The sequence below is a fragment of the Aciditerrimonas ferrireducens genome, assembly GCF_023130475.1.
GTDB classification, from domain to species: domain Bacteria; phylum Actinomycetota; class Acidimicrobiia; order Acidimicrobiales; family UBA8190; genus Aciditerrimonas; species Aciditerrimonas ferrireducens.
The window spans coordinates 212,792-237,489 of record NZ_JAKHEX010000001.1 but is presented as its reverse complement, the minus strand read 5'-3'; the positions used below and the strand labels follow the sequence as shown (position 1 = coordinate 237,489).

Below are 24,698 nucleotides of genomic sequence, written 5' to 3'. Positions count from 1 at the left end.
CCGGCCGCCGGCACCCCCCCAGGCAACGGTCAGCACTGTTCGCAGCTGGTGGCTCACCAGCGGTAGTGGGCGAAGGCCCGGTTCGACTCGGCCATCTTGTGGAGGTCCTCCCGCCGCTTCACCGCCGCCCCCGTGCCGTTCGCCGCGTCCAGGATCTCCCCGGCCAGGCGCTCCACCATGGTCTTCTCCCGCCGCTGCCGGGCGTAGCCGACGAGCCAGCGGATGGCCAGGGTGGTGGCCCGCCGAGGCCGGACCTCGACCGGCACCTGGTAGGTGGCGCCGCCAACCCGCCGGCTGCGGACCTCGAGCTCGGGTCGGGTCGCCTCCACCGCCTTCTTCAGGGTCTGCACCGGGTCGTTCCCGCTGCGCTCCCGGACCAGCTCCAAGGCCTGGTAGACGATCCGCTCGGCCAGGGTTCGCTTGCCCCGGGAGAGGACCTTGTTGACCAGCTGGGTGACCAGGACCGAGCGGTAGACCGGGTCCGGGGTCAGCTCCCGGCGCGGTGCCGGACCGTTGCGCGGCATCTCAGGACTCCTTCTTCGCGCCGTAGCGGGACCGGGCCTGCTTGCGCTCCCGGACCCCGGCGGCATCGAGGGCCCCCCGGACGACCTTGTAGCGCACCCCCGGCAAGTCCTTCACCCGACCGCCCCGCACCAGGACGATGGAGTGCTCCTGCAGGTTGTGGCCCACGCCGGGGATGTAGGCGCTGACCTCGATCCCCGAGGTCAGCCGGACCCGCGCGACCTTCCGCAGCGCCGAGTTCGGCTTCTTCGGGGTGGTGGTGAACACCCGGGTGCACACCCCGCGGCGCTGGGGAGCGCCACGGAGCGCCGGGGTCTTCGTCTTCGACGGCTTGGTGGCCCGACCCTTGCGGACCAGCTGCTCGATGGTGGGCACGCGTGACCTCGTGGTGAGACGGTGGTGGACTGCCGGGAACCTGGCCGGCCAGGCCGCCCGGCGCGCAGCGGAGCAATGGTAGTGCCTCGGGGCCCCCGGGGCAACCGGGCCGGTCGGGGGACCAACCCGGCGCCCCCGTGGACCCGGGACCTCAGGCGCCAGCCTCCAGCTGGCCGCCGGCCTCCTCCGGGCCGCTGCCCGGGTCGCCGTCGGTCGGCCAGCCGGTCGGCACCCCGTCAGGCAGGCCGTCGCCGCTCAGCCCGTCGGCGGGACGCTCACCGCTGTCCCGGAGCCAGGCAGCCAGGCCCTCGGTCTCCTCGTCGAAGCCGTAGCTGCGGAGGGCCACCGTGACGGCGTCGGGCAGCTCGACCTGGATCCGGCGGTAGGCGTCCATGCCGGTCCCCGCCGGGATGAGCTTGCCGATGATGATGTTCTCCTTCAGGCCGAAGAGCTGGTCGGAGCGGCTCTCGATGGCCGCCTCGGTCAGCACCCGGGTGGTCTCCTGGAAGGAGGCCGCCGAGAGCCAGGAGTCGGTGGCCAAGGAGGCCTTCGTGATGCCCATGAGCTCGGGGCGACCCTCGGCCGGCCGCTTGCCCTCTTGGACCAGGGACCGGTTGACCTCGGCGTAGACCTGGGCGTCGACCCGCTCACCGGGCAGGAACGGGGAGTCTCCCGACTCGGCCACCAGGACCCGGCGGAGCATCTGCCGGACGATGAGCTCGATGTGCTTGTCGTGGATCGAGACGCCCTGGTCCCGGTAGACCTTCTGGACCTCGGCCACCAGGTACTGCTGGGTCTCCCGGATGCCCCGGACCTCGAGCAGCTCCTTGGGGTCCTTGGGCCCCTCGACCAGGGCGTCGCCGGCCTGGACCTCCTGGCCGTCTCGCACCTCCAGGTGAGCCCGGGCACTGACCACCGTGGACTCCTCGGTGCCGTCGTCGGCCACGACCGTGATCCGCTTGCCGTTCTCCTCGTCGGTGATCCGGACCACCCCGGAGGTCCGGGCCAAGACGGCCGCCCCCTTCGGGGTCCGGGCCTCGAAGAGCTCGACCACCCGGGGCAGGCCGTGGGTGATGTCCTCGCCGACGATGCCCCCGGTGTGGAAGGTCCGCATGGTCAGCTGGGTCCCCGGCTCCCCGATGGACTGGGCAGCGATGACCCCCACGGCCTCCCCGAGCTCGATCAGCTTGCCGGTGGCCAGGGACTGGCCGTAGCACAGGGCGCAGACGCCGTGCTCGGCTTCGCAGGTCAGGACCGAGCGGACCCGGACCCGCTGCACCCCGGGGTCGTCCCGGAGCTGGGCGACCTTGGCGTCGTCCAGCAGCTCCCCCGCCTCCAGGCGGGTGCCGTCGCTCAGCTGGACCGGCTCGGCCAGCACCCGGCCGTAGAGCCGGGTCTCCAGGTAGGAGCGCCGGCCGGCCTCGTCGGGCACCACGTCGTCGAGCCAGATGCCCCGGCTGGTGCCGCAGTCCTCCTCCCGGACGATCAGCTCCTGGGCCACGTCGACCAGCCGCCGGGTCAGGTACCCGGAGTCGGCCGTCCGCAGGGCGGTGTCGGCCAGGCCCTTGCGGGCCCCGTGGGTCGAGATGAAGTACTCCAGGACCGAGAGGCCCTCCCGGAAGGAGGACTTGATGGGCCGGGGGATCATCTCGCCCCGGGGGTTGGAGACCAGCCCCTTCATGCCGGCGATCTGCCGGATCTGCTGGGCGTTCCCTCGGGCCCCTGAGTCGACCATCATGTCGAGGGGGTTGAAGCGCATCTGCGAGAGGGTCTGCTCCATGACCCGACCGACCTCCGAGGTGGCCGAGGTCCAGATCTCGACCTCCTTCTGGCGGCGCTCGTCGTCGGTGATGATGCCCCGCTTGAACTGGCTCTCGGCCTTCTCGGCCTCCCGCTCGTAGCGGTCCAAGATGGCCGCCTTCTCCGGCGGGGTCCGGACGTCGTCGATCGAGATGGTCAGACCGGACTGGGCGGCGTAGCGGAAGCCCAGCTCCTTGATGCGGTCCAGGCAGGCCGCCACCACCGCCTTGGGCTGGTTGGCCGAGATCTCCTCCACCACCGCCCCGATGGGGGTGTTCCGCTTGCCGATGACGTCGTTCACGTAGCGGAAGCCCTCGGGGAGGGCCAGGTTGAACAGCAGGCGACCAGCCGTCGTCTGGATCCGCAGCGGCTCGCCCGCTTCGGGGTCGGCCCCCTCGGCGCGGGCCACCGCCCGGTAGAGCTCGGTCCCCGGCTGAGGCCGCAGCTCGATCGGGGCGTGCAGGCCCAAGGAACCCTCGTCGAGGGCCCGCTCGACCTCGAAGGCGTGCCGGAAGACCCGCCCTTCGCCGGGCTCGCCCTCGACCTGCAGGGTCAGGTAGTAGGCACCGAAGACCATGTCCTGCGTGGGCACCGTGATCGGCCGGCCGGTCGCGGGCGAGAGGATGTTGTTCGCCGACAGCATGAGCACCCGGGCCTCGGCCTGCGCCTCGGCGGAGAGCGGCAGGTGGACCGCCATCTGGTCCCCGTCGAAGTCGGCGTTGAAGGCCGTGCAGACCAGCGGGTGGATCTGGATGGCCTTGCCCTCGACCAGGACCGGCTCGAAAGCCTGGATGCCCAGGCGGTGCAGGGTCGGGGCCCGGTTCAACAGGACCGGGTGCTCCTTGATGACGCTCTCCAGCACGTCCCAGACCTGGGGACGACGGCGCTCCACCATCCGCTTCGCCGACTTCACGTTCTGGGCCAGCTCGAGGTCGACCAGGCGCTTCATGACGAAGGGCTTGAAGAGCTCGAGGGCCATGAGCTTGGGAAGCCCGCACTGGTGCAGCTTCAAGGTCGGGCCGACCACGATGACCGACCGGCCCGAGTAGTCCACCCGCTTGCCCAGCAGGTTCTGCCGGAACCGGCCCTGCTTGCCCTTCAGCATGTCCGAGAGGCTCTTCAGGGGCCGGTTGCCCGGACCGGTGACCGGCCGGCCCCGGCGGCCGTTGTCGAAGAGGGCGTCGACCGCCTCCTGGAGCATCCGCTTCTCGTTGTTGATGATGATCTCGGGGGCGCCGAGGTCCAGGAGCCGCTTCAGGCGGTTGTTCCGGTTGATGACCCGCCGGTAGAGGTCGTTCAGGTCCGAGGTGGCGAACCGGCCGCCATCCAGCTGCACCATGGGCCGCAGGTCCGGCGGGATGACCGGGACGGCCTGCAGGATCATGGCCCGCGGGTCGTTGACCCGCCGGCCCTGCTCGTCGCGGCGGTTGAAGGCCGAGACGATCTTCAACCGCTTGATGGCCTTCTGGCGCCGCTGCGCCGACAGGGGCCGGCGGCCGTCGGTGGCGTCGATGGCCTCCCGCAGCTTCTGCTCCTCGGCGTCCAGGTCGATCCGCTCCAGGAGCTGGGCGATGGCCTCGGCGCCCATGCCGCCCTCGAAGTACTCGTCGTAGCGGAGCCGCAGCTCGCGCCAGAGCATCTCGTCCTCGATGATCTTGCGGGGGAAGAGGTCCCGGAGCTCGTCGAAGGCCCGCTTGGCGATCTCGATGTCGGCCTCGGCCCGCTCCCGGACCTGGGCGATCTCCCGCTCCACCGCCCGCTGGCGGGCCTTCAGCTCGGCCTCCCGGGCCCCCTCGGCCTCCAGACGGGACAGCTCCTCCTCGAGGGCCTTGAAGCGCTGGTCGATCTCCAGGTCCCGCTGCCGCTCGATCTGGGCGACCTCTTCCTGGAGCTCGGCCTCCAGGTTCGGCAGGTCCTGGTGGAGCTTCTCCTCGTCCACCGCCGTGACCAGGTTGGCGGCGAAGTAGATGACCTTCTCCAGCTGCTTGGCCTTCAGCTCCTCACGGGCCTCGGTGCCCATCAGCAGGTAGGCCAGCCAGCTCCGGGTGCCCCGCAGGTACCAGATGTGGACCACCGGCGCCGCCAGCTCGATGTGGCCCATGCGCTCCCGACGGACCTTCGAGCGGGTCACCTCGACGCCGCAGCGCTCGCAGATGATGCCCTTGAAGCGGACCCGCTTGTACTTCCCGCAGTAGCACTCCCAGTCCTTGGTCGGACCGAAGATCTTCTCGCAGAACAGCCCGTCCTTCTCCGGCCGCAGGGTCCGGTAGTTGATGGTCTCGGGCTTCTTCACCTCGCCGTTGGACCAGGCCCTGATGGCCTCCGCGGTGGCCAGGCCGATCCGGAGCTGGTCGAAGTCGTTCACGTCCAGCATCTACAGGCTCCTCTCCGCGGCACGGCGCTCGTCCTCCTCGTCCGACCCCCGCTCGGGCCGACTGATGTCGATCCCCAGCTCCTCGGTCGTCCGGAAGACGTCCTCGTCCAGCTCCCGCATCTCGATCTCCTCGCCGCTCGTCGAGAGCACCTCGACGTTCAGGCAGAGGGACTGCATCTCCTTGATCAGGACCTTGAAGCTCTCCGGGATGCCCGGCTCAGGGATGTTCTCCCCCTTCACGATGGCCTCGTAGACCTTCACCCGACCCAGCACGTCGTCGGACTTGATGGTCAACAGCTCCTGGAGGGCGTAGGCGGCCCCGTAGGCCTCGAGGGCCCAGACCTCCATCTCCCCGAAGCGCTGCCCACCGAACTGGGCCTTCCCGCCGAGGGGCTGCTGCGTGATCATCGAGTAGGGGCCCGTCGAGCGGGCGTGGATCTTGTCGTCCACCAGGTGGGCCAGCTTCATGATGTAGACGTAGCCCACCGAGATGGGGTTGTCGTAGGGCTCGCCGGTCCGACCGTTGTAGAGGGTGGCCTTGCCGTCCGGCCCGATCAGTCGACGACCGTCGGCGGCGTCGGGCCGCAGCCGCTCGAAGAGCTGCTTGATGGTCGGGTGCCGACCAGCCTCGTCCTCCTCGTCCCAGTGGGCCCCGTCGAAGGCCGGCGTGGCCACCCAGACCGCCGGCTCGGTGCGCGGGCGGGTCTTGCGCTCGGTGCCCCGGATCGGCTCGTTGTGCAGCGGGCTGTCCTCCCAGCCCCAGCGGGCCGCGTAGCCCAGGTGGGACTCGAGGACCTGGCCCACGTTCATCCGGCTCGGCACGCCCAAGGGGTTCAAGATGATGTCGACCGGCGTCCCGTCGGCCAGGAACGGCATGTCCTCGACCGGCAGGATCTTCGAGATGACGCCCTTGTTGCCGTGCCGCCCGGCCAGCTTGTCGCCCTCGGAGATCTTCCGCTTCTGGGCCACGTACACCCGCACCAGCTGGTTCACCCCGGGTGGGAGCTCGTGGGCGTCGTCTCGGGAGAAGACCCGCACGTCGATGACCTTGCCGGACTCCCCGTGGGGGACCTTCAAGGACGTGTCCCGCACCTCCCGTGCCTTCTCCCCGAAGATGGCCCGCAGCAGCCGCTCCTCGGGGGTCTGCTCCGTCTCCCCCTTCGGGGTCACCTTGCCGACCAGCACGTCGCCGGCGTCGACCTCGGCACCGATCCGGATGATGCCCCGCTCGTCGAGGTCCGCCAGGACCTCCTCGGGCAGGTTCGGGATGTCCCGGGTGATCTCCTCGGCACCGAGCTTCGTGTCCCGGGCGTCCACCTCGTGCTCCTCGATGTGGATGGAGGTCAGGACGTCGTCCCGGACGAGGCGCTCGGAGAGGATGATGGCGTCCTCGAAGTTGTAGCCCTCCCAGGGCATGAAGGCCACCAGCAGGTTCTTGCCCAGGGCCAGCTCGCCGTTGTGGGTGGCCGGGCCGTCGGCCAGCAGGTCCCCCCGCTCGACCTCCTGCCCTTCGTCCACCACCGGCTTCTGGTTGATGCAGGTGTTCTGGTTGGACCGCCGGAACTTGGCCAGGCGGTACACCTTCCGCCCGAGCTCCTGGCCCAGCCGGTCCTTCTCGCCCGGCCGGTACTCGACCACCACGTGGTCGCCCGTCACCTCCACCACGGTGCCCTCGCCCTCGGCCAGCACCACGTCCCCGGCGTCCTGGGCGGCCCGGGCCTCCACGCCGGTCCCGATGTAGGGCGCCTCGGGCACCACCAGCGGCACGGCCTGCTTCTGCATGTTGGCCCCCATCAGGGCCCGGTTGGCGTCGTCGTGCTCCACGAAGGGGATCAGGGCCGTGGAGACCGAGACGATCTGCTTCGTGGACACGTCCATGAGGTCCACCTCGCTCGGCGGGACGTAGTCGACCTCGCTGGTCGTCCCGTAGGAGGTCGAGGTGGCCCCCACCCGCACCCCCGCGCCCTGGGGCCCCCGGCGGACCAGCACCCGCTGGTCCACGAACCGCCCCTCGTCGTCCAACTTCGCGTTGGCCTGGGCGATGACGTGCTCTTCCTCCTCGTCGGCGGCCAGGTAGACGATCTCGTCGGTCACCCGGCCGTCCACGACCTTCCGGTAGGGGGTCTCGATGAAACCGTGCTCGTTCACCCGGGCGTAGGTGGCCAGGGCACCGATCAGGCCGATGTTCGGTCCCTCTGGGGTCTCGATGGGGCACATCCGGCCGTAGTGCGAGCTGTGGACGTCCCGGACCTCGAACCCGGCCCGCTCCCGCGACAGGCCCCCCGGACCCAGCGCCGAGAGCCGCCGCTTGTGGGCCAGCCCCGACAGCGGGTTGTTCTGGTCCATGAACTGGCTCAGCTGGCTGGTCCCGAAGAACTCCTTGATGGCCGCCACCACCGGCCGGATGTTGATCAGGGTCTGCGGGGTGATGGCCTCCACGTCCTGCGTCGTCATCCGCTCCCGCACCACCCGCTCCATGCGCGAGAGCCCCACCCGCACCTGGTTCTGGATCAACTCCCCGACCGACCGGATCCGCCGGTTCGCGAAGTGGTCCTGGTCGTCGATCCGGTACCCCACCTCACCGTCGGCCAGGTGCAGCATGTAGCTGGCCGTGGCCAGGATCTCGGCTGGGCTCAGCACCGGCTGGTCCGGGTCGGGCCGCTCCAGCTCCACCTGGAGCTCCCGTTCGATCCGGTCCATCTCCGGCCCCAGCTTCCGGTTCAGCTTGTACCGCCCGACCCTCGTCAGGTCGTAGCGCTTCGGGTTGAAGAAGGCGTTCTCGAAGTACGCCCGGGCGGCCTCCACCGACAGCGGCTCACCGGGCCGAGCCCGCTTGTAGATCTCCAGCAGGGCCTCGTCCCGGGTCGGGGCCAGGTCCCGCTCCTTGTCCCACTGACCCTCCAGGAAGTCGAAGTGCCGGACGAAACGCTCCAAGAAGGCCGGGTCCTCGTAGCCCAGGGCCCGCAACAGCACGAACAGCGACAGCCGCCGCTTGCGGGCCACCCGGGCCCCTGCGGTCACGTCCCGTGACGGCCGGGCCTCCACGTCGAGCTCGATCCACTCGCCCCGGTAGGGGTGGATCGTGCCGGTCACGATGGTCTTGGCGTCTCGCCCCGGCTGGAAGATCACCCCCGGCGACCGCACCAGCTGGCTCACCACCACCCGCTCGGTGCCATTGATGATGAAGGTCCCCTTGTCGGTCATCATGGGGAAGTCGCCCATGAAGACCGTCTGCTCCTTGATCTCCCCGGTCTGGGCGTTCATGAACCGGGCCCGCACGAAGACCGGGGCGGCGTAGGTCATGTCCTTCTCCCGGCACTCCTCCACCGAGAACTTCGGCGGGGGCCGCAGGTCCGGGTCGCTGGCGTCGAACTCCAGCTCCAGGCTCAGCTGGCCGGTGAAGTCCTCGATTGGGCTGATGTCGGCGAAGGCTTCAGCCAGGCCCTTGTCCAAGAACCACTGGAAGGACTCCCGCTGGATGGCGATCAGGTCAGGGAGCGGCAAGACCTCGTCGAGGTTGGCGAAGGAGAACCGATCGGGGCTCTTCGACCGAGAAGGCACGGGCCTACTCCTCCCTGTCAGCGGAACGGCATGTGTGGGACCGCCACCCCCTCGTCGGCGCGGCCGGATCCCTCCGGCGGGCACACTGACGTGAGCGCTCCTCACCCCTGCCAGTCAGATCGCGCCCGGCACGGACCGCCACCACGCCCTGACTGGCCCCCAGCAACGGGAGAGCACCAGGCGTGACGGTTCGACAGCGGTTTGACGCGAGCGAGAGTCGCGTCATGCAAGCACGAGAGAGAGGGAGAGCGCGACGAGGGACACGGCTCCCTCAGTTTACGCGCTGACGCCGCCGACTGCAAACCGGCAGTCGACCACGGTCAGGGTACGGACCCGCTGGCCCGTCGTCAAGCACTTCTTCGGCTGATCGCCCTCGCGGGTCGCGTGCCCCCGCCGGCGATCGGCCAGCTCCGCGCGGGCCCGCACTCGAGGATCAGCGCGCCGCCGTTGTGGAGTTTGTGTGACATGTTGTGTTTTGGAGTCGTCCGCCCCTCGCTGAGGCGTTCGGGCCCACACCGCCCCGGCACCACCCGACGCTGCCGCGCCGGCCGGACCAGCGCCGGTGGCCCAGCCGGAAGACTCCTTCTTCCTTTTTCCCGTTGGCACCGGTCGCGGAGCTGGGCCCGGCGACCAACGCGCCGAGCCCAGCTCCAGACGCCCCGCTCGGGTCGCTGGGGTCGGAGACCCCGCGCCCGGCTCCGTGGGCTCGACGGTGGGCTACTTGATCTCGACGGTGGCGCCAGCCTCTTCCAGCTGCGCCTTGGCCTTCTCGGCCTCCTCCTTGGAGACCCGCTCGAGGACCGGCTTGGGCGCCCCGTCGACGAGGTCCTTGGCCTCCTTGAGCCCCAGGCTGGTGAGGGCCCGGACCTCCTTGATGACCTGGATCTTCTTGTCGCCGGCCGAGGCCAGGATGACGTCGAACTCGCTCTTCTCGTCCTCTTCGGCAGCAGCGGCCTCCCCACCACCGGCGGCCACGGGCGCGGCGGCCACTGCCACGGGGGCGGCGGCGGTGACCCCGAAGCGCTCCTCGAAGGCCTTGAGGAGCTCGGCGAGCTCCAGGACCGTCAGGGAGGCGATGCCGTCGAGGATCTCTTCCTTCGTCAGTGCCATCGATGCTTGCTCCTTCGTGCGGTTGGTCACGGTCGGGGGTCGAAGGGCTGGGTCGCCGCCCGGGCAGCAACCCAGCCGGCGTGGTCAGGCCGTCGGGGCCTCGTCGGCCGGCTCGGCGGGCCCGGCTGCCTCGGCGGGCTCGGCGGGCGCCCCACCCTGCTGATCGAGGAGGGCCTTGAGGCCGTAGGCGAGGTTGCGGGGCAGGGCCTCGAGCAGGCCGGCCAGCTGACGCAGCGGTGCCGCCAGGGCCCCGGCGAGCTGGGCCAGGAGGACGTCGCGGGGCGGGAGGTCGGCCAGGGAGGAGAGCTCGGGGGCCGAGAGGAGCCGGCCGTCGACGAGGCCGCCTTTGATGACCAGCGCCGGGTTGGCTCGGGCGAAGTCCCGGAGGGCCTTGGCGACGGCCGCGACGTCCCCCCGAACGAAGGCCAGGGCGGTGGGGCCCTTGAGGAGCTCGCTGATCGGCTCCTCGGGGCGGCCGGTCACGGCCAGGCGGACCAGGGTGTTCTTGAAGACCTTGTAGTCGCCGCCGACCGGCGCCAACGATCGCCGGAGCTGGGCCAACTCGGCCACGGTGAGGCCCCGGTATTCGGTGAGGATGGCGGCGTCGGCCTGGTCCAGTCGTTGCCGGACCTCTTCGACGACCGCCACCTTCTCGGGCCTGGGTTGCTCGAGCACGTCGCTCCTGCCTCCTCGGGATCCTGCTGCGCTGCCCGTCGACGGGCAGGCGCCGCCTTCGAAGCCCGAGCGAAGCAGGCTGCAAAGTCGCTCCCTCGCCCGGCCCCCACGGTGGTGGGTCTTCGGTGCCGTTGGCACAGCCAGGGGTCTTCGGCAGCGGCGCTGGTCGTTGCTGCGGTGCTGCGGAGTGCAGCCCAGGCATGCTAGCGCATGCCCGCTGGCGGCGAGACCTAGGCGGTGGCCGCCAGCTCGAGGGCCTCGCGAGCCTTGGCCGGGTCGACCCGGACCCCGGGGCCCATGGTGGAGGCAACGGTGACGGCCCGGAGGTAGCGGCCCTTCGCCGAGGCCGGCTTGGCTCGGACCAGCTCCTCGATGACGGCGTGGAAGTTCTCCAGGAGCTGCTCCCGCTCGAAGGAGATCTTGCCGATGGGCACGTGGACGTTGCCGACCTTGTCGGTCCGGTACTCGACCCGGCCGGCCTTGAACTCCCGCACGGCCCGGCCGACGTCGGTGGTCACGGTGCCGGTGCGGGGGTTGGGCATGAGGCCCCGGGGACCAAGGATGCGGCCCAGGCGGCCGACCTGGGCCATGAGGTCCGGGGTGGCGATGGCCACGTCGAAGTCCAAGAAGCCCCCTTCGACCCGGGCCACCAGGTCGTCGGCCCCGACCACGTCCGCCCCGGCCTCGCGGGCCTCGGCAGCCGCCTCGCCAGCGGCGAAGACCGCGACTCGAGTCTCCCGGCCGGTCCCGGCAGGGAGGCTGACAGTGCCCCGGACCACTTGGTCCTGCTTGCGGGGGTCGACCCCCAGGCGGACTGCCAGCTCGACGGTCTCGTCGAAACGAGCGGCAGCCAGGGCCTTCACCAGGTCGATGGCGTCGCCCGGGGGGTAGAGCGCGTTGCGGTCGAAGCGCTCAGCCGCTTGCCGATACCTCTTGCCTCTGTGCACGTCCCGGTCCTCCACGCTCCTGGCGAGCGGCCCTGGCCGCCCGGTCTGCGGCCCGAAGGGACCGCCTCCTCTCTGCTGTTGCAAGCCCCTGGTCGGCCCCGACTCAGCCGACGACGGCGACACCCATGGATCGGGCGGTGCCGGCCACCTGCTTGGCGGCGGCTTCGAGATCCTCGGTGTTGAGGTCTGGCAGCTTCACCTTGGCGATCTCCCGGACCTGCTCGAGCGTCAAGCTGCCGGCCTGGCTGCGGCCGGTGGTGGCCGAGCCCTTCTCCAGCCCGGCCGCCTGGCGGATGAGGACGGGGGTCGGGGGGGTCTTGAGCTGGAAGGTGAAGCTGCGGTCCTCGTAGATGGTGATCTCGACGGGCACGATGGTGCCCTTTTGGGCCTCGGTCGCCGCGTTGTACTGCTTGCAGAACTCCATGGTCTGGACGCCGTGGGGACCGAGGGCGGTGCCGACCGGCGGGGCTGGGGTCGCCCCGCCCGCGGGCAACTGGATCTTCACGACGGCCACGACCTTTTTCTTCGGTGCCACCCTTGGTGCTCCTCTCCCGATCCTCTCCCAGCGCGCTCGTCCTCGACCCCCAGGGGGCCGGGGTCAGAGCTTGGCGACCTGGCTGAACTCCAACTCGACCGGGGTCTCCCGGCCGAAGATGTTGACGAGGACCTTCAGTTTGAGCTGGTCCTCGTTGATCTCGGCGATCTGCCCCGAGAAGTCGGCGAACGGTCCCTCTCGGACCCGGACGGACTCGCCCACCTCGAAGGCCAGGCGCGGCTTGCTCCGCTTGGGCGCCTCGCTGGCCGTTCCGGCCGCTGGGACCTGCAGGATGCTCTCGACCTCCCGACGGGAGAGCGGCGTGGGCTTGGTGCCCGGACCGACGAACCCGGTGACGCCAGGGGTGTTGCGGATGACCGCCCAGGAGTCGTCGTCGAGGTGGCAGCGGACCAGGAGGTAGCCGGGGAAGACCTTCTTCTGGACGACGACCTTGCGGCCGTTCTTGAACTCCACGACGTCCTCGACCGGCACCACGACCTCGAAGATGCGGTCCTCCATGTTCATGGAGACGATCCGGCTCTCGAGGTTGGACTTCACCTTGTTCTCGTAGCCGGCGTAGCTGTGGATGACGTACCACCGGCCGGGCCGGTCGTAGGGGCTCTCCTGGGGAGGCGCCTCCTCCAACTCCTCCAGCCCTTCGAGGTCCTCCACCTCGGCGCCCTCGAAGGCGCCCGAATCGGCCCCCTGGTCGTCGGCGGGGGCCAAGGCCGGGTCGGTGACCTGGTCCACGAGGGCCCAGGCGTCGGCCCCACCGGTGCTCAGGTCCAGGTCGTCGCCCATCATGCTCCGAGCAGGAAGGTCACGGCGTGGGAGAACAGCCAGTTCAGGCCGAAGATGGCTGCCACCAGCACGACGAGGGTCACGATGACGACCGTGGCAGAGTTCACCACTTCGGAACGACTGGGCCAGGCCACCTGGCGGAGCTCGGCGCGGATCTCCCGACCGAACTCGGCGACCCGAGCAGGCAGCGAAAGCCCTTCGGGGTGGTCGACCTCGCCCCGGACGGCGGCTCGCTGTCCGGCAGCCACGGAGACGACCGGACCCTCCTCGAGGGTCTCGGACGCTCCACTGGTGGGGTTGCTCTGACGGCTCACGGCTCTCTTCGTTCTCGTCTCCGGCGACGCTCGGGCCCGGTCCTGGCAGGGCAGGAGGGACTCGAACCCCCAACCGCCGGTTTTGGAGACCGGTGCTCTACCACTTGAGCTACTGCCCTTCGACGGCCCTGAGCCCGGTCGCCGTCGTCCGCCCCGCCGGGACCGACCGCACGGGGCCGATGCGCGAGGTTAGCAGGTCGGGCCAGCCGGCGGGCTCGGCGGGAGGGCGCCGGTGGCGCACGAGCCCGGGTCCCCGCCGCACGACCACCGCGCCAGCGATCACCACGCTGAGGGACGCACCGGCAGCGAAGAGACGCCGTCTGGTGCGGGCGGCTCGGCGGCGGAGCTCGGCCAGGACCCGGGCCTCCATCGCCCCGACCTGTTCGACCCACCCCGACGGGCTCGGGCCCCCGGCCCACGCGACGCGAAGGCCCCGCAGCCCCCGGCGGAGCCAGCGGTAACGAGCGAGCTCCTCTTGGCACGCCGGACAACCCGCCAGGTGGCGAAGCAGCGGCTCCCCGCTCGGCTCCCCCCGCTGCCCGGTCGACCTCTCGGCGATCGGACCGGCCGGCCGGCCGCCCGGGAGCCGCTCGACGAGCTCGGGGAGGGCGGCGAGCACGCGGGCGCAGTCGGCGATGGCGCCATCGTCAGGGAACCCCGCCGCTCGGCGCCGTGCTCCTCCGAGGGGCCAGCGGCCCCACGACTTGGGTTCAGCCGGCCACCGCACGGGGCCCTCCTGGGGCCTGACGCTCGCTGGAGCGGGGCCGCCGGGCGTCCCTGGCGGCCGGTCGTGGGTCCTGAGCGCCGAAGAGCCGTTCTCGGAGCAACCGACGGCCCCGATGGAGCCGGACCTTGGCCGCGGTCTCGCTGATGCCCAGGAACTGGGCGGTCTCGGCGGTCGAGAAGCCTTCGACATCTCGAAGCAGGACCGTCAAGCGGAGCCGGTCGGGGAGTCCCTGGAGGGCGGCGGCCAGCTCGGCCCGCTGCTCGGCCCGCTCGGGAGCGACCGCCGGGTCCGGCGCAGCGCTGCGCAGGGCCCCGTGCTCGGCGGCCAGCTGGTCGGCGGTCAGCTGGTCCAAGCCGATCTCCCGCCGCCGGGCCTGGGCCCGGCGGAGATCCAGGGCGCAGCGGACAGCGATCCGGTAGAGCCAGGTGCTGACCTGGGCGTCGCCCCGGAAACGACGCAGGCCACGGATGGCCCGGACGTAGGTTTCCTGGGCGGCGTCGGCAGCGTCGTGGGGGTCCTGGAGGATCCGCTGGGCGACCCCGAGGACCTCGCCGTAGGTGGCGGCGATCAACGCCCCGACGGCACCGGCGTCGCCGGCTCGGGCCGCCCGGACCACGCCGGCCAGCCCGGACTCCTCGGCGCTCTGCCGGGACCGCCCTGGCCTCAGCGGGTCTCCCGGTGGAGGGTGTGCCGGCGGTCGAAGCGGCAGTACTTCGTGAGCTCGATCCGCTCCCGGTCGTTCTGCCGGTTCTTGGTCGTGATGTAGTTCCGCCGCTTGCAGACCTCGCAGGCAAGGGTCACCTGGACTCGCTTCTCGTTCTTGGCCATGACCCTCCTCCTTGGGCGTCGGCGGCCGCTCCGGGGCCGATGGTAGCGGCGGCGGGACTCGAACCCGCGACCCCACGATTATGAGCCGTGTGCTCTGACCAACTGAGCTACGCCGCCTTGGAGCCCCCTGTCGGAATCGAACCGACGACACCAGCCTTACCATGGCTGTGCTCTGCCGACTGAGCTAAGGGGGCGCCGAACTGCCCGGCAGACCCCGCCCGGGGCCGCCGGTGACGCCGACGCAGCATAGCCTGCGTCGACTCGACCACGGACCCGCTCCACGGGCCACGGAGCGTGAGCACTGGACAACCGGGCTCGGGGAAGGGGCCCTAGCATGGGTCCGTGGCCGTCCGCCCCCCTCGTCCCGCGCTGCCCCGGGCCACGATTCGTCCGCTCGGGCGAGCGGACGCCGAGTCGGTCCGGCGGATCTACAACGCCGAGGTCCTGGGCTCCACCGCGACCTTCGACCTGCGGCCCCGGACCCCCGAGGAGCAGGAGCGCTGGGTCCAGGACCACCTCGGGGCCTACCCGGCCGTCGTGGCCGAGGTGGCCGGTCGGGTGGTGGGCTTCGCCAGCGTCTCCCCGTACCGTCGTCGGCCGGCCTACGCCACGACCGTCGAGGACTCGGTCTACGTGGACGCCGAAGCTCGCGGCCAGGGCCTTGGGCGCCAGCTGCTCGCGGAGCTGCTGGTCCAGGCAGCCCGGCACGGGTTCCACACGGTCCTGGCCCGGATCGAGGCCACGAACCAGGCGTCCATCGCCCTCCACCAGGGCTGTGGGTTCGAGCCGGTGGGCCTCGAGCGGGAGGTCGGGCGGAAGTTCGGCCGCTGGCTCGACGTCTGCGTCCTCCAGCGGCTGCTCTGAGCGCCGCCCGGGCCGGGCCGCTCGGCGCGCCGGGGGCCTAGGTGGTCGCCAGCTCCTCGTCCTCCCGGCCGGGCACCCCGTCGGGACCCTCTGGCCCGGCTCCTCGGCCGAGGGGGGTGAGGGGGACGGTCAGGATGAAAAGGAGCGCCAGGAGGGCGATGGCCATGCTGGCCGGGTGGGAGGGCAGCTCGCCGAGCAGCTGCCGACCCCCGGGCAGGCCGATGAAGGCCGTGGCCATGGACAGCCCGGCCAGCCACGGCCGGAGCCGGGTGGAGGCGATGGGCGCCAGGACGACGAAGCCCCAGGAGAGGTACCAGGGCTGGACGACGGGGCCCAGGGCCACGACGAGCACCAAGGTGGCGCCCATGGCTCGGAGGATGCCGAAGCGCTGGTAGTGCCAGAGCAGCCAGAGGCCCACGCCGCCGGCGAGGGCCAGGCCGAGGACCCGGGTGAGGGAGCGGATGACCGTGCCCGCCACGCTGATGCCCAGGCCGTGCACGACATGGGTCAGGAGGAGCCCGACCCCGGTGGCCGGCGCCAGCCAGGAGGTCACGGTCCCGGGGGTGTCCAGGTTGGCCACCCACCCCCACCCCAGACCCGCGATCTCGGCGATGGCCTGGACGACGAGGACCGAGACCACCCCGGCCAGGACGACCGGCCGGATGCGCTGCTTCCAGGTGGCGTTCGGACCGAGCCAGGTCCAGCCGATGTAGAGGCACCCCAGGGCAGCGGGGGCCTTGATGGCGGTGCCCAGGGCGCACAGGAGCACGCCGAGCAGGGGCCGATCCCGGCGGTAGGCGGCGATGCCGAGGACCAAGAAGCCCACCATCAAGGCGTCGTTGTGGGCGCTACCCACCAGGTAGAGGATGACGATGGGGTTCAAGACCCCGAGGGTGAAGGCCGTGGCCGGGTCCTTCCCGTAGCTCCGGGCCAGGTCGGGCACGCCCACGGCGATCATGGCCACCCCGAGGAGCTCCACCAGGCGCAAGAGGACGATGGCCAGGAGTTCGTGGTGGCCCGAGAGGCTGACCAGCCAGCCGTCGACCAGGAGGAACAGCGGGCCGTAGGGAGCGGGGGCGTTGCCCCAGATGGGGTCGACCAGACGCTGGAAGGGCGCGCCGATCCCCAGGACGTTCGGTCCGAACCGGTAGGGGTCGATGTGCCGGCTCATCATCTCGCCCTGCGCCGCGTAGGCGTAGACGTCGTGGCTGAAGACCGGCGGCGCCACCAGCATCGGCAGGCACCACAGGACCAGCACCCAACCGACGGCCCGGACCGGCACCCCGGGCACCGTGGCCAGCGTCCGGGCCATCGAGAACCAGGCCCGCATGAGCAGCAGCAAGCCCCCGTAGACCGCCACCAGGCCCAGGAAGAGGCCGGTGGTCGAGGGGTGCGAGCCGGGGCTCGGCACCCCGAAGAACCAGGAGCCCGGAAGCTTGAGCGCGAAGGGGGAGCTGGGCTGGGAGGCGCCCGCGGCGATGGCGCAGAGGCCGACCAGCCCGAGCAGGGCCGGTCGGACCAGCAGCCGAGCACCGCTCCCCTCCACCCGGGCAGGGTCGATCTCGGGCCCGACGATGGCCTTGAAGGGCCAGCGGTTCCGCATGGCCGTGTCCCAGGCCGTCACCCGGTCCAGGCTCCGGTCCAGCCAGGCCGGGAGCCACCGGCTGAAGCCGGGCTCCTCGAGCCCGAGGCCCTCGGCCTCAGCGCCGGAACGACCGGCGACCACCGACCCCCGGTCCTCCTCCTCGGCTCCTCGGGCCACCCGCTCCTCCTCGGCTGGTCAGCTCGGCTCCCCGTCCCGGGCGCGCCAGTCGGGCCGTCTCCGGCTCGATGGGGACCGGCGGCACCACAACGGCGTCCCCGGCAGACCCGGGGACCCGGCACGACCGCCGTCGCCGCGTCGTAACGGCATTGTAACGAGCCGGGCGCCATGGCACACGGCGGGTGCTGACCCGCCGGCCGGTCAGAAGGGGCGATGCTCGAGGCGTGCGGCTCGCTAACGACCGACGAAGATGATGGAGAAGAGCAGGACGCAGAGCACGAAGGCCGTCGCTGCGGTCATCTTCCAGTCCCCACCCGCAGCACCGGGGTGGCCAGGAGGACGACGAGGCCCAGCACGATGACCCCCCGGCCCTCGCCAGCGGCCAGGGCCCGTCCGAGCTGGCCGACGGTGTGGGGGAAGGGCGAGTGGGGACTGGTCAGGGCCTGGTAGCGCACCCCGTGGGTCAGCCGGGAGTAGTCCGGATGGTTCAGGAAGGTCATGATCAGACCGGCCAGCACGATGGCCACCGCCAGGACCACCCCGATGCGCAGGACCCAGGAGACGACCGTCTCCAGCTTGTGGAGGACCGGGTCGTCGGGGATGTCCGAGGGCGAGCCCCCGGCGACGCCACCCTCCGCGGCGGCCACCACGTCGGGCGTGGCGGTCAGGGCCCCGGGGCCTGGGGCCGCGGCCCCGGAGCCAGTACCCGGCGACGCTGGCTGGGTCGGTTCGGAGGACTCGGTCACAGCACACCCCGCTGGAACATCTCGAGGGCGATCACGATGAGGACCACCACGAAGATCAGCCGGACCACCTTGTTCTCGATCTTGCCCAGGACCCGGGCCCCGACCGTGGCCCCGCCGAGGACCCCGGCGGCGACCGGCGCGGCGATGATCGGGTCGATCTGGCCCCGGGCGAAGTAGACCCCGGCGCTGGCGGCCGCCGTCACCCCGATCATGAAGTTCGAGGTGGCCGTGGACACCTTCATGGGCAGGTGCATGGCAAGGTCCATGGCAGGGACCTTCAAGGCGCCTGACCCGATGCCGAGCAGGGCGCTGACCAGGCCTGCCACGTACATCATCCCGAGGCCTGGCAGCGTCCCGGTCACGGCGTAGGGGATCTCCTTGCCCACTGCCTCGTCGTAGTAGGCGCCGTGGAACCGCAAGGCGTTCGCGATCCGGTCGTGGGACACCGCCAGGGGCTGGTCGGCGTGCCGTTTTCGGTAGGTGGCCACGGCCGAGTAGGCGAGGACCACGCCGAAGAGCACGAAGAGCGCCCGGGCCGGGAGCAGGGTCGTCAGGTAGGCGCCGGTGACCGCCCCGGTCGTCGTGGCGATCTCCAGGAACATGCCCACCCGCAGGTTCGTCATCCGTTCGCGCACGTAGGCCGCTGCCGCCCCCGAGGAGGTGGCGATGACCGACACGATGGAGGCCCCGATAGCCAGCCGGATGTCGACGTGGAACAGCAGGGTCAGGACGGGCACCACCACCACGCCACCACCCAGGCCGATCAGGGAGCCCAGGACCCCCGCAGCGATGGAGATGATGAAAAGGAGGATCACGAGGTCCAGCGGGGTCACGACACCTATTGTACGGACATTTCGGGGCGGCGAGCAACTGGCGGGCGGCAGGCAGTCCCGTGAGACGTCGCTCCCCCGGACAGCCCGACCTACACTGCCCGGGTGGCTGGTCCCGTGGACTCCGAGGCGCCGGGCCTGCGCGCCAGCAGCAGTGGCGGGGCGTTGCGCGACCAACTGGCCGAGACGTGGGGGGCGCTGACCGAGCTGGTCGACGACTGTTCGCCTGAGGACTGGCAGGCGCCGACCGCCTGCCCCGGCTGGACGGTGGCCGATCAGGTGGCCCACGTGGTCGGCACCGAGCGCCTCCTGCTCGGGGAGGCCGCGCCGGAGCGGCAGCTCGGCTCGGCACCCCACGTCCGCAACGACATCGGTCGGTTCAACGAGCAGTGGGTGCTGCACTATCGGGAGGCGGGCACGGCGGCGCTGGTGGCGGACCTGAAGCGGGTGACGGCGGCTCGGCTCGACGCCCTCGGGGAGATGGACGAGGCGGCCTTCGACGCGCCGTCGTGGACCCCGGTCGGCCACGCCACCTACCGGCGCTTCATGCAGATCCGGGTCTTCGACTGCTACGTGCACGAGCTGGACGTCCGGGACGCCCTTGGGCGACCCGGCCATCAGGAGGGCGCGGCGGTGGAGCAGGCCCTCGACGAGGTGGTCCGGGCTCTCGGCGTCATCGTCGGCAAGCGGGCCGGCGCCCCCGAGGGCTCCTCGATCCGATTCCACCTGGCCCCACCGGCGGGCAGGACCCTCGAGGTGGCCGTCCAGGGAGGCCGAGCGCGGCTCGTGCCCGAAGCGGCCCCGCCAGCCACCGCCACGCTGACGCTCGGCGCCCTGGACTTCCTCCGGCTGGCCTGCGGTCGCCAGGCCCCGGCAGGGTTGCTGGCGGCGGGGGGGATCACCCTGGAGGGCGACTCGGCGCTGGCGCAGCGGGTCCTGGAGCACCTGGCGTTCACCATCTGAGTCGCCGGTACGGCCGCAGACCCCATCGGCGCCGAAGCGCCCGGCGCGCCCTGCGCACTGAACCCTTGGCGATCGACCCGTGAGCACCGCGTCCAACACCGTCCTCGCCACGGTCCTGCTGCCGCCGGTTCCCGGGGAACGGCTGGTGGTCTTCTTCGCCCAGCTGGCCGCCTTGCTCGGGGCGGCCCGCCTCCTCGGGGCCGGGGCGCGGCGGCTCCGCCTACCCCCCGTGGTCGGCGAACTGCTGGCTGGCCTGGTCCTTGGCCCCTCGGTCCTCGGCCTGCTCTGGCCCGCTGCGGGTCGCTGGTTCCTGCCGACCAGCCCGGCGGGCAGCGACCTGCTGCAAGCGGTGGCCGAGGTGGCGCTTTTGGTGTTGCTGGTGGCCGTGGGGAGTGAGACCGACCTGGCCCTCATCCGGTCGCTCGGCCCCGGTGCGCTCGCCGTGGCCGCAAGCAGCCTCATCGTGCCGCTGGCGGCCGGCCTGGTGGTGGCCATGCTGCTGACGCCCACCTTGCGAGCCCCGGGGGGCTCGCCCGTGGCCTTCGACCTCCTGCTCGCCGGGGCCCTCGGGGTCTCCTCGCTCCCGGTGGTGGCGAAGATCCTCGGCGATCTCCGCCTGCTCCGGCGCAGCTTCGCCCAGCTGGCCCTGGCGGCCGGCACGGCCAACGACATCACCGCGTTCCTGCTCGCGACCGTGGCCACCGGGCTCACGCGACACGGGGGCCAAGCCCACGCGGACCCGACGGCCCGCCTCGCCCTGGCCCTCGGGGGCCTGGTCGTGTTGAGCCTTCTGCTGTTCAGCGTCGGCCAGCGGCTCCTCGATCATGCCCTCCGGGAGGTCCGCCGCAGCGGCCCCAACCTGGAGGGCGCCCTCGGGGTGGCCCTCGTCGCCGCCCTCTCGGCTGCGGCCTTGACCCAGGCCCTCGGCATCGAGGGTGCCCTCGGGGGCTTCCTCGTCGGCGTCGCCCTCGGCCGGTCCCGCTTCCAGCAGCCAGCCGCCACCGAGGAGCTCGAGCGTCTGACCAGCGCCGTGTTCGCCCCCCTCTTCTTTGCCACGGCCGGCCTCCGGGTGGACCTGCGCGACCTGGCCACACCCCGCCTGGCCACGGCGCTGCTGGCCATGGTCCTCGCCGCCCTGGCCAGCAAGCTGCTCGCCGGTTGGCTCGGGGCCTGGCTGAGCCGGCGGAGCCTTCGGGAGGGAACGGCACTCGGGGTCGTCCTGAACGGCCGGGGCACCTTGCAGGTCATCCTGGCCGGAGCCGGCCTGACCGCCCACGTCTTCACCCCCGCCGCCTACAGCGCGGTCATCGTCCTTGCCCTGATCAGCTCCCTGCCCTTGGCCCCGGCCCTCCAGGCCCTCGTGGCCCGCTGGCCGGGCTCGCCCGACGAGCGGGCTCGGCTCGCCGACGAGGCCCGGTTCGCCACCAACCAGCTCGTCCGACCCGGACGTCTGCTGCTGGCCTCCGACGGCAACCCCGACGCCACCTTGGCGGCCACCGTGCTCCACCAGGCGTGGCCGACCGACCAGCCGGTCACGGTCCTGACCGCCGACCCAGGGGTCCCTCGACCGACGCCCCTCCGGACCGCCACCTGGCCGTTCCCGGGGCGACCGGTGGAACGTCGGGCGGTGGCCACCGACCGGGTCGCCGACGCGGTCCTGGCCGAGGCCCGCCTGGGCTACGCCGTCGTGGGCCTGGGTGCCCCTCCCCGCCCGCCGACCGACCACGTCTTTGGTGTGCAGACCGACGCCGTCGTGGCAGCCACCCCCGTGCCCGTGGTCGTCGCCCGCCGGGCCCGTCAGCGCCGGCGTGGCCGCGGACCCCGCTCCGGACACGCCCTCCCCGAGGACCTGCGCTTCGAGCGCATCCTCGTGCCGGTCAGCGGTTCCCGGGCAGCGCGAGCCGCCCTCGAACTGGCCGCTGGCGTCGCCGCCGCCCAACGGGCCACCGTGCTGCTCGCCCATGTGGCGCCGCCCCGCCGGGGGTCCCCCAGCTCTCGGGCCCTCGCCCCCGAGGGGCCCGCCGAGCGAGCCGGTCAAGCCGTGCTCCGGGAGGCCGAGCGGTTGGCTCGTCAGGTGGGCCTCCGACCCCAGGTCCTCGGTCGGCGCAGCGACGCGCCGGCCCAAGCCCTGGCCCGGCTGGCCGCCGAGGTCGACGCCGACCTGGTCGTGCTCGGCGTGACCAGCCGACAGGCCGAGGGTCGCCTGGCTCTTGGGAGCACGGTGCCGAGCCTCCTCGAACGCCTGGAGATGGCCGTGGTGGCCGTGGTCCTCCCCCAGGCGCCGAGTGCCGAACCGCCGACCCCGCCGCCGGAACCGCCTCCTGGAGCTCCAAAGACCCCCGACGACCCGTGAGCCCCGGGGTCAGCGCACGGCTCGACCGGGCCCCGACGGGGCACCGTGGGCCGGGAGGGATTCGAACCCCCGTAGGCGTACGCCGGCAGATTTACAGTCTGCTTCCTTTGGCCACTCGGACACCGACCCGGCTGGATGCTAGCAAGCCGGCAACCTGCTCCTGTTGAGCAGGGCCAGCCCTGCCCGGGCCGGTCGGGCCACCGGCGAGGGCCGGCCGGGTCGGGCCGCTAGGGTGGGTCCATGCCCACCTTCGACATCGTGTCGCAGGTCGACATGCAAGAGGTCCGCAACGCCGTGGACCAGGCCAATCGGGAGGCGTCCACCCGGTTCGACTTCAAGGGCACCGACGCCCGCATCGAGCTCGGGGACCACGAGCTGGTGCTGCACGCCAACACCGAGGATCGCCTGCGGGCCCTCCACCAGGTCCTGGAGGAGAAGTTGGTGAAGCGGCAGGTCTCCTTGAAGGCCCTGGAGGACGGCAAGATCGAGGAGGCGGCCAAGGGCACGGCCCGCCAGCGGGTGGCCATCAAGGCGGGCATCTCCGCCGAGCACGCCAAGGCCTTGAACAAGGCGGTGAAGGACCTGGGTCTGAAGGGCGTGACCTCCCAGACCCAGGGGGACCAGGTCCGGGTCCAGGGCAAGAAGCGCGACGACCTCCAGGAGGTCATCCGGCAGCTCAAGGAGCAGGACTTCGGCATCCCCTTGCAGTTCACCAACTTTCGGGACTGATCCCCCGGAGCCAACGTCCTGGGGGTGGCCCGCCGGACGGTCGGCGCCCGGGCGACGTCGAGGACCTGGGTCCCCCACCGGGGGGCCGGTCAGGAGCTCTCAGGCCAAGGGGCCCTGGGCGACCCCGGCCCCCTCGAAGGTGGCCATCTCGGCGAGCAGGCTGGCCGCAGCGTCGAGGACGGGGAGGGCCAGGCAGGCGCCGCTGCCCTCTCCCAGGCGCAGGTCGAGGTCGATGAGGGGCGTGAGGCCCAGGTGCTCGAGGCCGGCACCGGCCCCTGGCTCGACCGAGCGGTGGCCGGCCACCAGGTAGTCCCGGCACGCCGGCGCCAGGGCCACCGCCACCAGGGCAGCGGCCACGGCGATGACCCCGTCGAGGAGGACCGGCCGGCGGGCGGCCGCGGCTCCCACCACGTAGCCGGCCAGGGCGGCGATCTCGAGCCCACCGACCGACGCCAGGACCTCGAGGGCCGAGGCGTCGGCCGGCAGCCGCCGGACCGCCTCCGCCACCACCGCCTGCTTCCGGGCGAGGCGCTCGTCGTCCACCCCGGTCCCCCGGCCCGTGACCCGCTCGGCGGGCAGGCCGGTCAGGGCGGCCACCAGGCAGGCCGAGGGGGTGGTGTTGCCGATCCCCATGTCCCCGGTGAGCAGGCACGCTGCGCCGGCCTCGGCCAGCCGGCTGGCCAGGGCGGCGCCCACGTCCAGGGCGGCCGTGGCCTCCTCGACGGTCATGGCCGGCCCCTCGGCCAGGTTCGCCGTGCCCGGCCGGACCTTGGCCCGGACCAGCCCGGCCCCTGCGGGGAGGGCGCCGGCCACCCCCACGTCGACCACCAGCACCTCGGCTCCCACCCGCCGGGCCAGGACGTTCACCGCCGCCCCGCCGTGGAGGAAGTTGCCCACCATCTGGGCCGTGACCTCCGAGGGCCAGGGCGTCACCCCTTCGGCGACCACGCCGTGGTCCCCGGCGAACACCCCGACCACGGCCGGCAGCGGACGCGGCGGGGGGCAGGTCCCGGCGATGCCCGACAGCTGGGCAGCCAGGTCCTCCAGTCGGCCCAGCGATCCCGGGGGCTTCGTCAAGCTGGCCTGACGGGACCAGGCGGCGGCCAGGGCAGCCTGGTCCAGGGGACCGAGGCGAGCCCGGGCCTCCTCGAAGGCCCCCTGCGCCCCTTCTGGCAGATCGGCGCTCGAGACGGCGGCCAGCAGCGACATGGGCGACACCCTAACCCCGGTGCCACGCCGCCCTCCTCGACGAACCCCGTGCTCGAGGACGGCGAGGGGTCAGGCCAGCTCGGCCAGCTCCCCGACCTCGCCGCCCTGCTCGGCCGGCTCGGTCCGGCCCGGGCTGGTGGGGGCGCTGGGGGTGTCGCTGCGGAACAGCACGTTGAAGAACAGGTACTTCGCGATCCAGAGGACGCCGTAGGTGGCGACGTTGGCCCCGTCGACCGCCACGGTGGAGAGCAGGTGGTGGAGGTGCAGGTCGAGGCTCAGGTCGCGGGCACCCTGCGCCCCGGCCATGGAGGCCAGGATGCCCACGATCGACGCCACCCAGAACGGCAGCATCTCCCGCCAGAGGTCGCCCCGGCCGGTCCGACCCCAGGTCCAGTTCCGGTTGAGGTAGTACGAGGGGACGGTCGCCACCAGGTTGGCGAAGAGGGTCGAGGGCACCTGGGTCCAGAGCCGGAAGACGCCGTAGACCAGGGTGAGGGTGCCGAAGGACACCCCGGTGCAGATGACCGACCCGAGGAAGTAGCGGCTCAGCTTGCGGCCTCGTGGCGAAGTCAGCCAGGCGCGCAGCTTCGCCACGATGTCATCCACGCGTCAGATCCTACCGGGAGAATGCCTCAGACCCGGGCCGCGGGGCCGAGGTCCCAACGTGCCCGGC

At 72.0% G+C, this 24,698-nt stretch carries 21 protein-coding genes, 4 tRNA genes and 1 pseudogene; 4 read left to right on the top strand and 22 right to left on the bottom strand.

Features of this window, described 5'->3' with window-relative positions:
- Window positions 1-53: 53 nt before the first annotated feature.
- From rpsG to Acit_RS01040, 16 genes and pseudogenes are all read right to left on the bottom strand, one after another.
- Window positions 54-524, bottom strand: coding sequence for a 30S ribosomal protein S7 (gene rpsG, locus Acit_RS01115; RefSeq protein ID WP_248105101.1), 471 nt, complete (start codon window positions 522-524; stop codon window positions 54-56).
- A 1-nt stretch (window position 525) separates the two neighbouring features.
- Entirely contained in the window at window positions 526-897 is a 372-nt protein-coding gene (gene rpsL, locus Acit_RS01110) for a 30S ribosomal protein S12 (RefSeq protein ID WP_248105100.1), read from the bottom strand.
- Window positions 898-1,152: 255 nt separating this feature from the next.
- Window positions 1,153-5,071: pseudogene (locus tag Acit_RS01105) on the bottom strand (DNA-directed RNA polymerase subunit beta').
- A complete protein-coding gene (gene rpoB / locus Acit_RS01100; protein ID WP_282435988.1) occupies window positions 5,072-8,653 on the bottom strand; it encodes a DNA-directed RNA polymerase subunit beta in 3,582 nt (1,193 codons plus the stop codon).
- 696 nt (window positions 8,654-9,349) lie between these two features.
- On the bottom strand, window positions 9,350-9,742 hold the full coding sequence (gene rplL / locus Acit_RS01095) for a 50S ribosomal protein L7/L12 (protein WP_248105096.1): 393 nt from the start codon (window positions 9,740-9,742) through the stop codon (window positions 9,350-9,352).
- Window positions 9,743-9,826: 84 nt separating this feature from the next.
- Window positions 9,827-10,417 carry a 50S ribosomal protein L10 gene (gene rplJ, locus Acit_RS01090; RefSeq protein WP_248105094.1) on the bottom strand — a complete coding sequence of 197 codons (591 nt, stop codon included), beginning with the start codon at window positions 10,415-10,417 and terminating at the stop codon, window positions 9,827-9,829.
- A gap of 230 nt (window positions 10,418-10,647) precedes the next feature.
- Window positions 10,648-11,364: a 50S ribosomal protein L1 gene (gene rplA, locus Acit_RS01085; protein WP_248105093.1), complete on the bottom strand. Its 717-nt coding sequence runs from the start codon at window positions 11,362-11,364 to the stop codon at window positions 10,648-10,650.
- Window positions 11,365-11,467: 103 nt separating this feature from the next.
- Window positions 11,468-11,899: a 50S ribosomal protein L11 gene (gene rplK / locus Acit_RS01080; RefSeq protein ID WP_248105091.1), complete on the bottom strand. Its 432-nt coding sequence runs from the start codon at window positions 11,897-11,899 to the stop codon at window positions 11,468-11,470.
- A 63-nt stretch (window positions 11,900-11,962) separates the two neighbouring features.
- A complete protein-coding gene (nusG, locus tag Acit_RS01075; RefSeq protein WP_312708959.1) occupies window positions 11,963-12,700 on the bottom strand; it encodes a transcription termination/antitermination protein NusG in 738 nt (245 codons plus the stop codon).
- Window positions 12,700-13,014 carry a preprotein translocase subunit SecE gene (gene secE / locus Acit_RS13370; protein ID WP_248105089.1) on the bottom strand — a complete coding sequence of 105 codons (315 nt, stop codon included), beginning with the start codon at window positions 13,012-13,014 and terminating at the stop codon, window positions 12,700-12,702. Before secE ends, nusG begins: the two co-directional genes overlap by 1 nt.
- Window positions 13,015-13,057: 43 nt before the next feature.
- Window positions 13,058-13,133: transfer RNA gene (locus Acit_RS01065), tRNA-Trp, on the bottom strand.
- A complete protein-coding gene (locus Acit_RS01060; protein ID WP_248105088.1) occupies window positions 13,124-13,633 on the bottom strand; it encodes a hypothetical protein in 510 nt (169 codons plus the stop codon). The genes Acit_RS01065 and Acit_RS01060 overlap by 10 nt, the downstream gene beginning before the upstream one ends.
- A 91-nt stretch (window positions 13,634-13,724) precedes the next feature.
- Window positions 13,725-14,357, bottom strand: a complete 633-nt coding sequence (locus tag Acit_RS01055; protein WP_248105087.1) for an RNA polymerase sigma factor — start codon at window positions 14,355-14,357, stop codon at window positions 13,725-13,727.
- A 47-nt stretch (window positions 14,358-14,404) separates the two neighbouring features.
- Entirely contained in the window at window positions 14,405-14,569 is a 165-nt protein-coding gene (gene rpmG / locus Acit_RS01050) for a 50S ribosomal protein L33 (protein ID WP_248105086.1), read from the bottom strand.
- A 40-nt stretch (window positions 14,570-14,609) separates the two neighbouring features.
- Window positions 14,610-14,686, bottom strand: a tRNA-Met gene (locus tag Acit_RS01045).
- Window position 14,687: 1 nt separating this feature from the next.
- Window positions 14,688-14,763: transfer RNA gene (locus Acit_RS01040), tRNA-Thr, on the bottom strand.
- 148 nt (window positions 14,764-14,911) lie between these two features.
- Here Acit_RS01040 and Acit_RS01035 point away from each other — a divergent pair.
- A complete protein-coding gene (locus Acit_RS01035; RefSeq protein ID WP_248105085.1) occupies window positions 14,912-15,433 on the top strand; it encodes a GNAT family N-acetyltransferase in 522 nt (173 codons plus the stop codon).
- A gap of 37 nt (window positions 15,434-15,470) precedes the next feature.
- Here Acit_RS01035 and mptB read toward each other — a convergent pair whose 3' ends face one another.
- The 3 genes from mptB to Acit_RS01020 form a co-directional block, all read right to left on the bottom strand.
- A complete protein-coding gene (gene mptB / locus Acit_RS01030; protein WP_248105084.1) occupies window positions 15,471-17,195 on the bottom strand; it encodes a polyprenol phosphomannose-dependent alpha 1,6 mannosyltransferase MptB in 1,725 nt (574 codons plus the stop codon).
- Between the two features lie 296 nt (window positions 17,196-17,491).
- Complete coding sequence (locus Acit_RS13365; protein ID WP_248105083.1) at window positions 17,492-17,941, bottom strand: DUF1634 domain-containing protein; 450 nt, start codon at window positions 17,939-17,941, stop codon at window positions 17,492-17,494.
- On the bottom strand, window positions 17,938-18,774 hold the full coding sequence (locus Acit_RS01020; RefSeq protein ID WP_248105082.1) for a sulfite exporter TauE/SafE family protein: 837 nt from the start codon (window positions 18,772-18,774) through the stop codon (window positions 17,938-17,940). The genes Acit_RS13365 and Acit_RS01020 overlap by 4 nt, the downstream gene beginning before the upstream one ends.
- A gap of 102 nt (window positions 18,775-18,876) precedes the next feature.
- Between Acit_RS01020 and Acit_RS01015 the strand changes: the two genes are divergently transcribed.
- Both Acit_RS01015 and Acit_RS01010 read left to right on the top strand, forming a co-directional pair.
- Window positions 18,877-19,734: a maleylpyruvate isomerase family mycothiol-dependent enzyme gene (locus Acit_RS01015; protein WP_248105081.1), complete on the top strand. Its 858-nt coding sequence runs from the start codon at window positions 18,877-18,879 to the stop codon at window positions 19,732-19,734.
- Window positions 19,735-19,813: 79 nt separating this feature from the next.
- Window positions 19,814-22,087, top strand: a complete 2,274-nt coding sequence (locus Acit_RS01010) for a cation:proton antiporter domain-containing protein (RefSeq protein ID WP_248105079.1) — start codon at window positions 19,814-19,816, stop codon at window positions 22,085-22,087.
- Between the two features lie 46 nt (window positions 22,088-22,133).
- On the opposite strand, the gene Acit_RS01005 is transcribed toward Acit_RS01010, so the two are convergent.
- A tRNA-Tyr gene (locus Acit_RS01005) sits at window positions 22,134-22,216 on the bottom strand.
- Window positions 22,217-22,327: 111 nt separating this feature from the next.
- Here Acit_RS01005 and Acit_RS01000 point away from each other — a divergent pair.
- Window positions 22,328-22,816, top strand: coding sequence for a YajQ family cyclic di-GMP-binding protein (locus Acit_RS01000; RefSeq protein ID WP_248105078.1), 489 nt, complete (start codon window positions 22,328-22,330; stop codon window positions 22,814-22,816).
- Window positions 22,817-22,915: 99 nt separating this feature from the next.
- On the opposite strand, the gene cobT is transcribed toward Acit_RS01000, so the two are convergent.
- A complete protein-coding gene (gene cobT, locus Acit_RS00995; protein ID WP_248105077.1) occupies window positions 22,916-24,025 on the bottom strand; it encodes a nicotinate-nucleotide--dimethylbenzimidazole phosphoribosyltransferase in 1,110 nt (369 codons plus the stop codon).
- 69 nt (window positions 24,026-24,094) lie between these two features.
- Window positions 24,095-24,631: a GtrA family protein gene (locus Acit_RS00990; RefSeq protein ID WP_248105075.1), complete on the bottom strand. Its 537-nt coding sequence runs from the start codon at window positions 24,629-24,631 to the stop codon at window positions 24,095-24,097.
- Between the last annotated feature and the right edge of the window lie 67 nt (window positions 24,632-24,698).

Excerpts from the sequence above, each read along its gene's own strand:
- rpsG (WP_248105101.1), bottom strand. The coding sequence starts at position 524 with ATGCCGCGCAACGGTCCGGCACCGCGCCGGGAGCTGACCCCGGACCCG.
- Acit_RS01000 (WP_248105078.1), top strand. The coding sequence starts at position 22,328 with ATGCCCACCTTCGACATCGTGTCGCAGGTCGACATGCAAGAGGTCCGC.
- rplL (WP_248105096.1), bottom strand. The coding sequence starts at position 9,742 with ATGGCACTGACGAAGGAAGAGATCCTCGACGGCATCGCCTCCCTGACG.
- rpmG (WP_248105086.1), bottom strand. The coding sequence starts at position 14,569 with ATGGCCAAGAACGAGAAGCGAGTCCAGGTGACCCTTGCCTGCGAGGTC.
- nusG (WP_312708959.1), bottom strand. The coding sequence starts at position 12,700 with ATGGGCGACGACCTGGACCTGAGCACCGGTGGGGCCGACGCCTGGGCC.
- cobT (WP_248105077.1), bottom strand. The coding sequence starts at position 24,025 with ATGTCGCTGCTGGCCGCCGTCTCGAGCGCCGATCTGCCAGAAGGGGCG.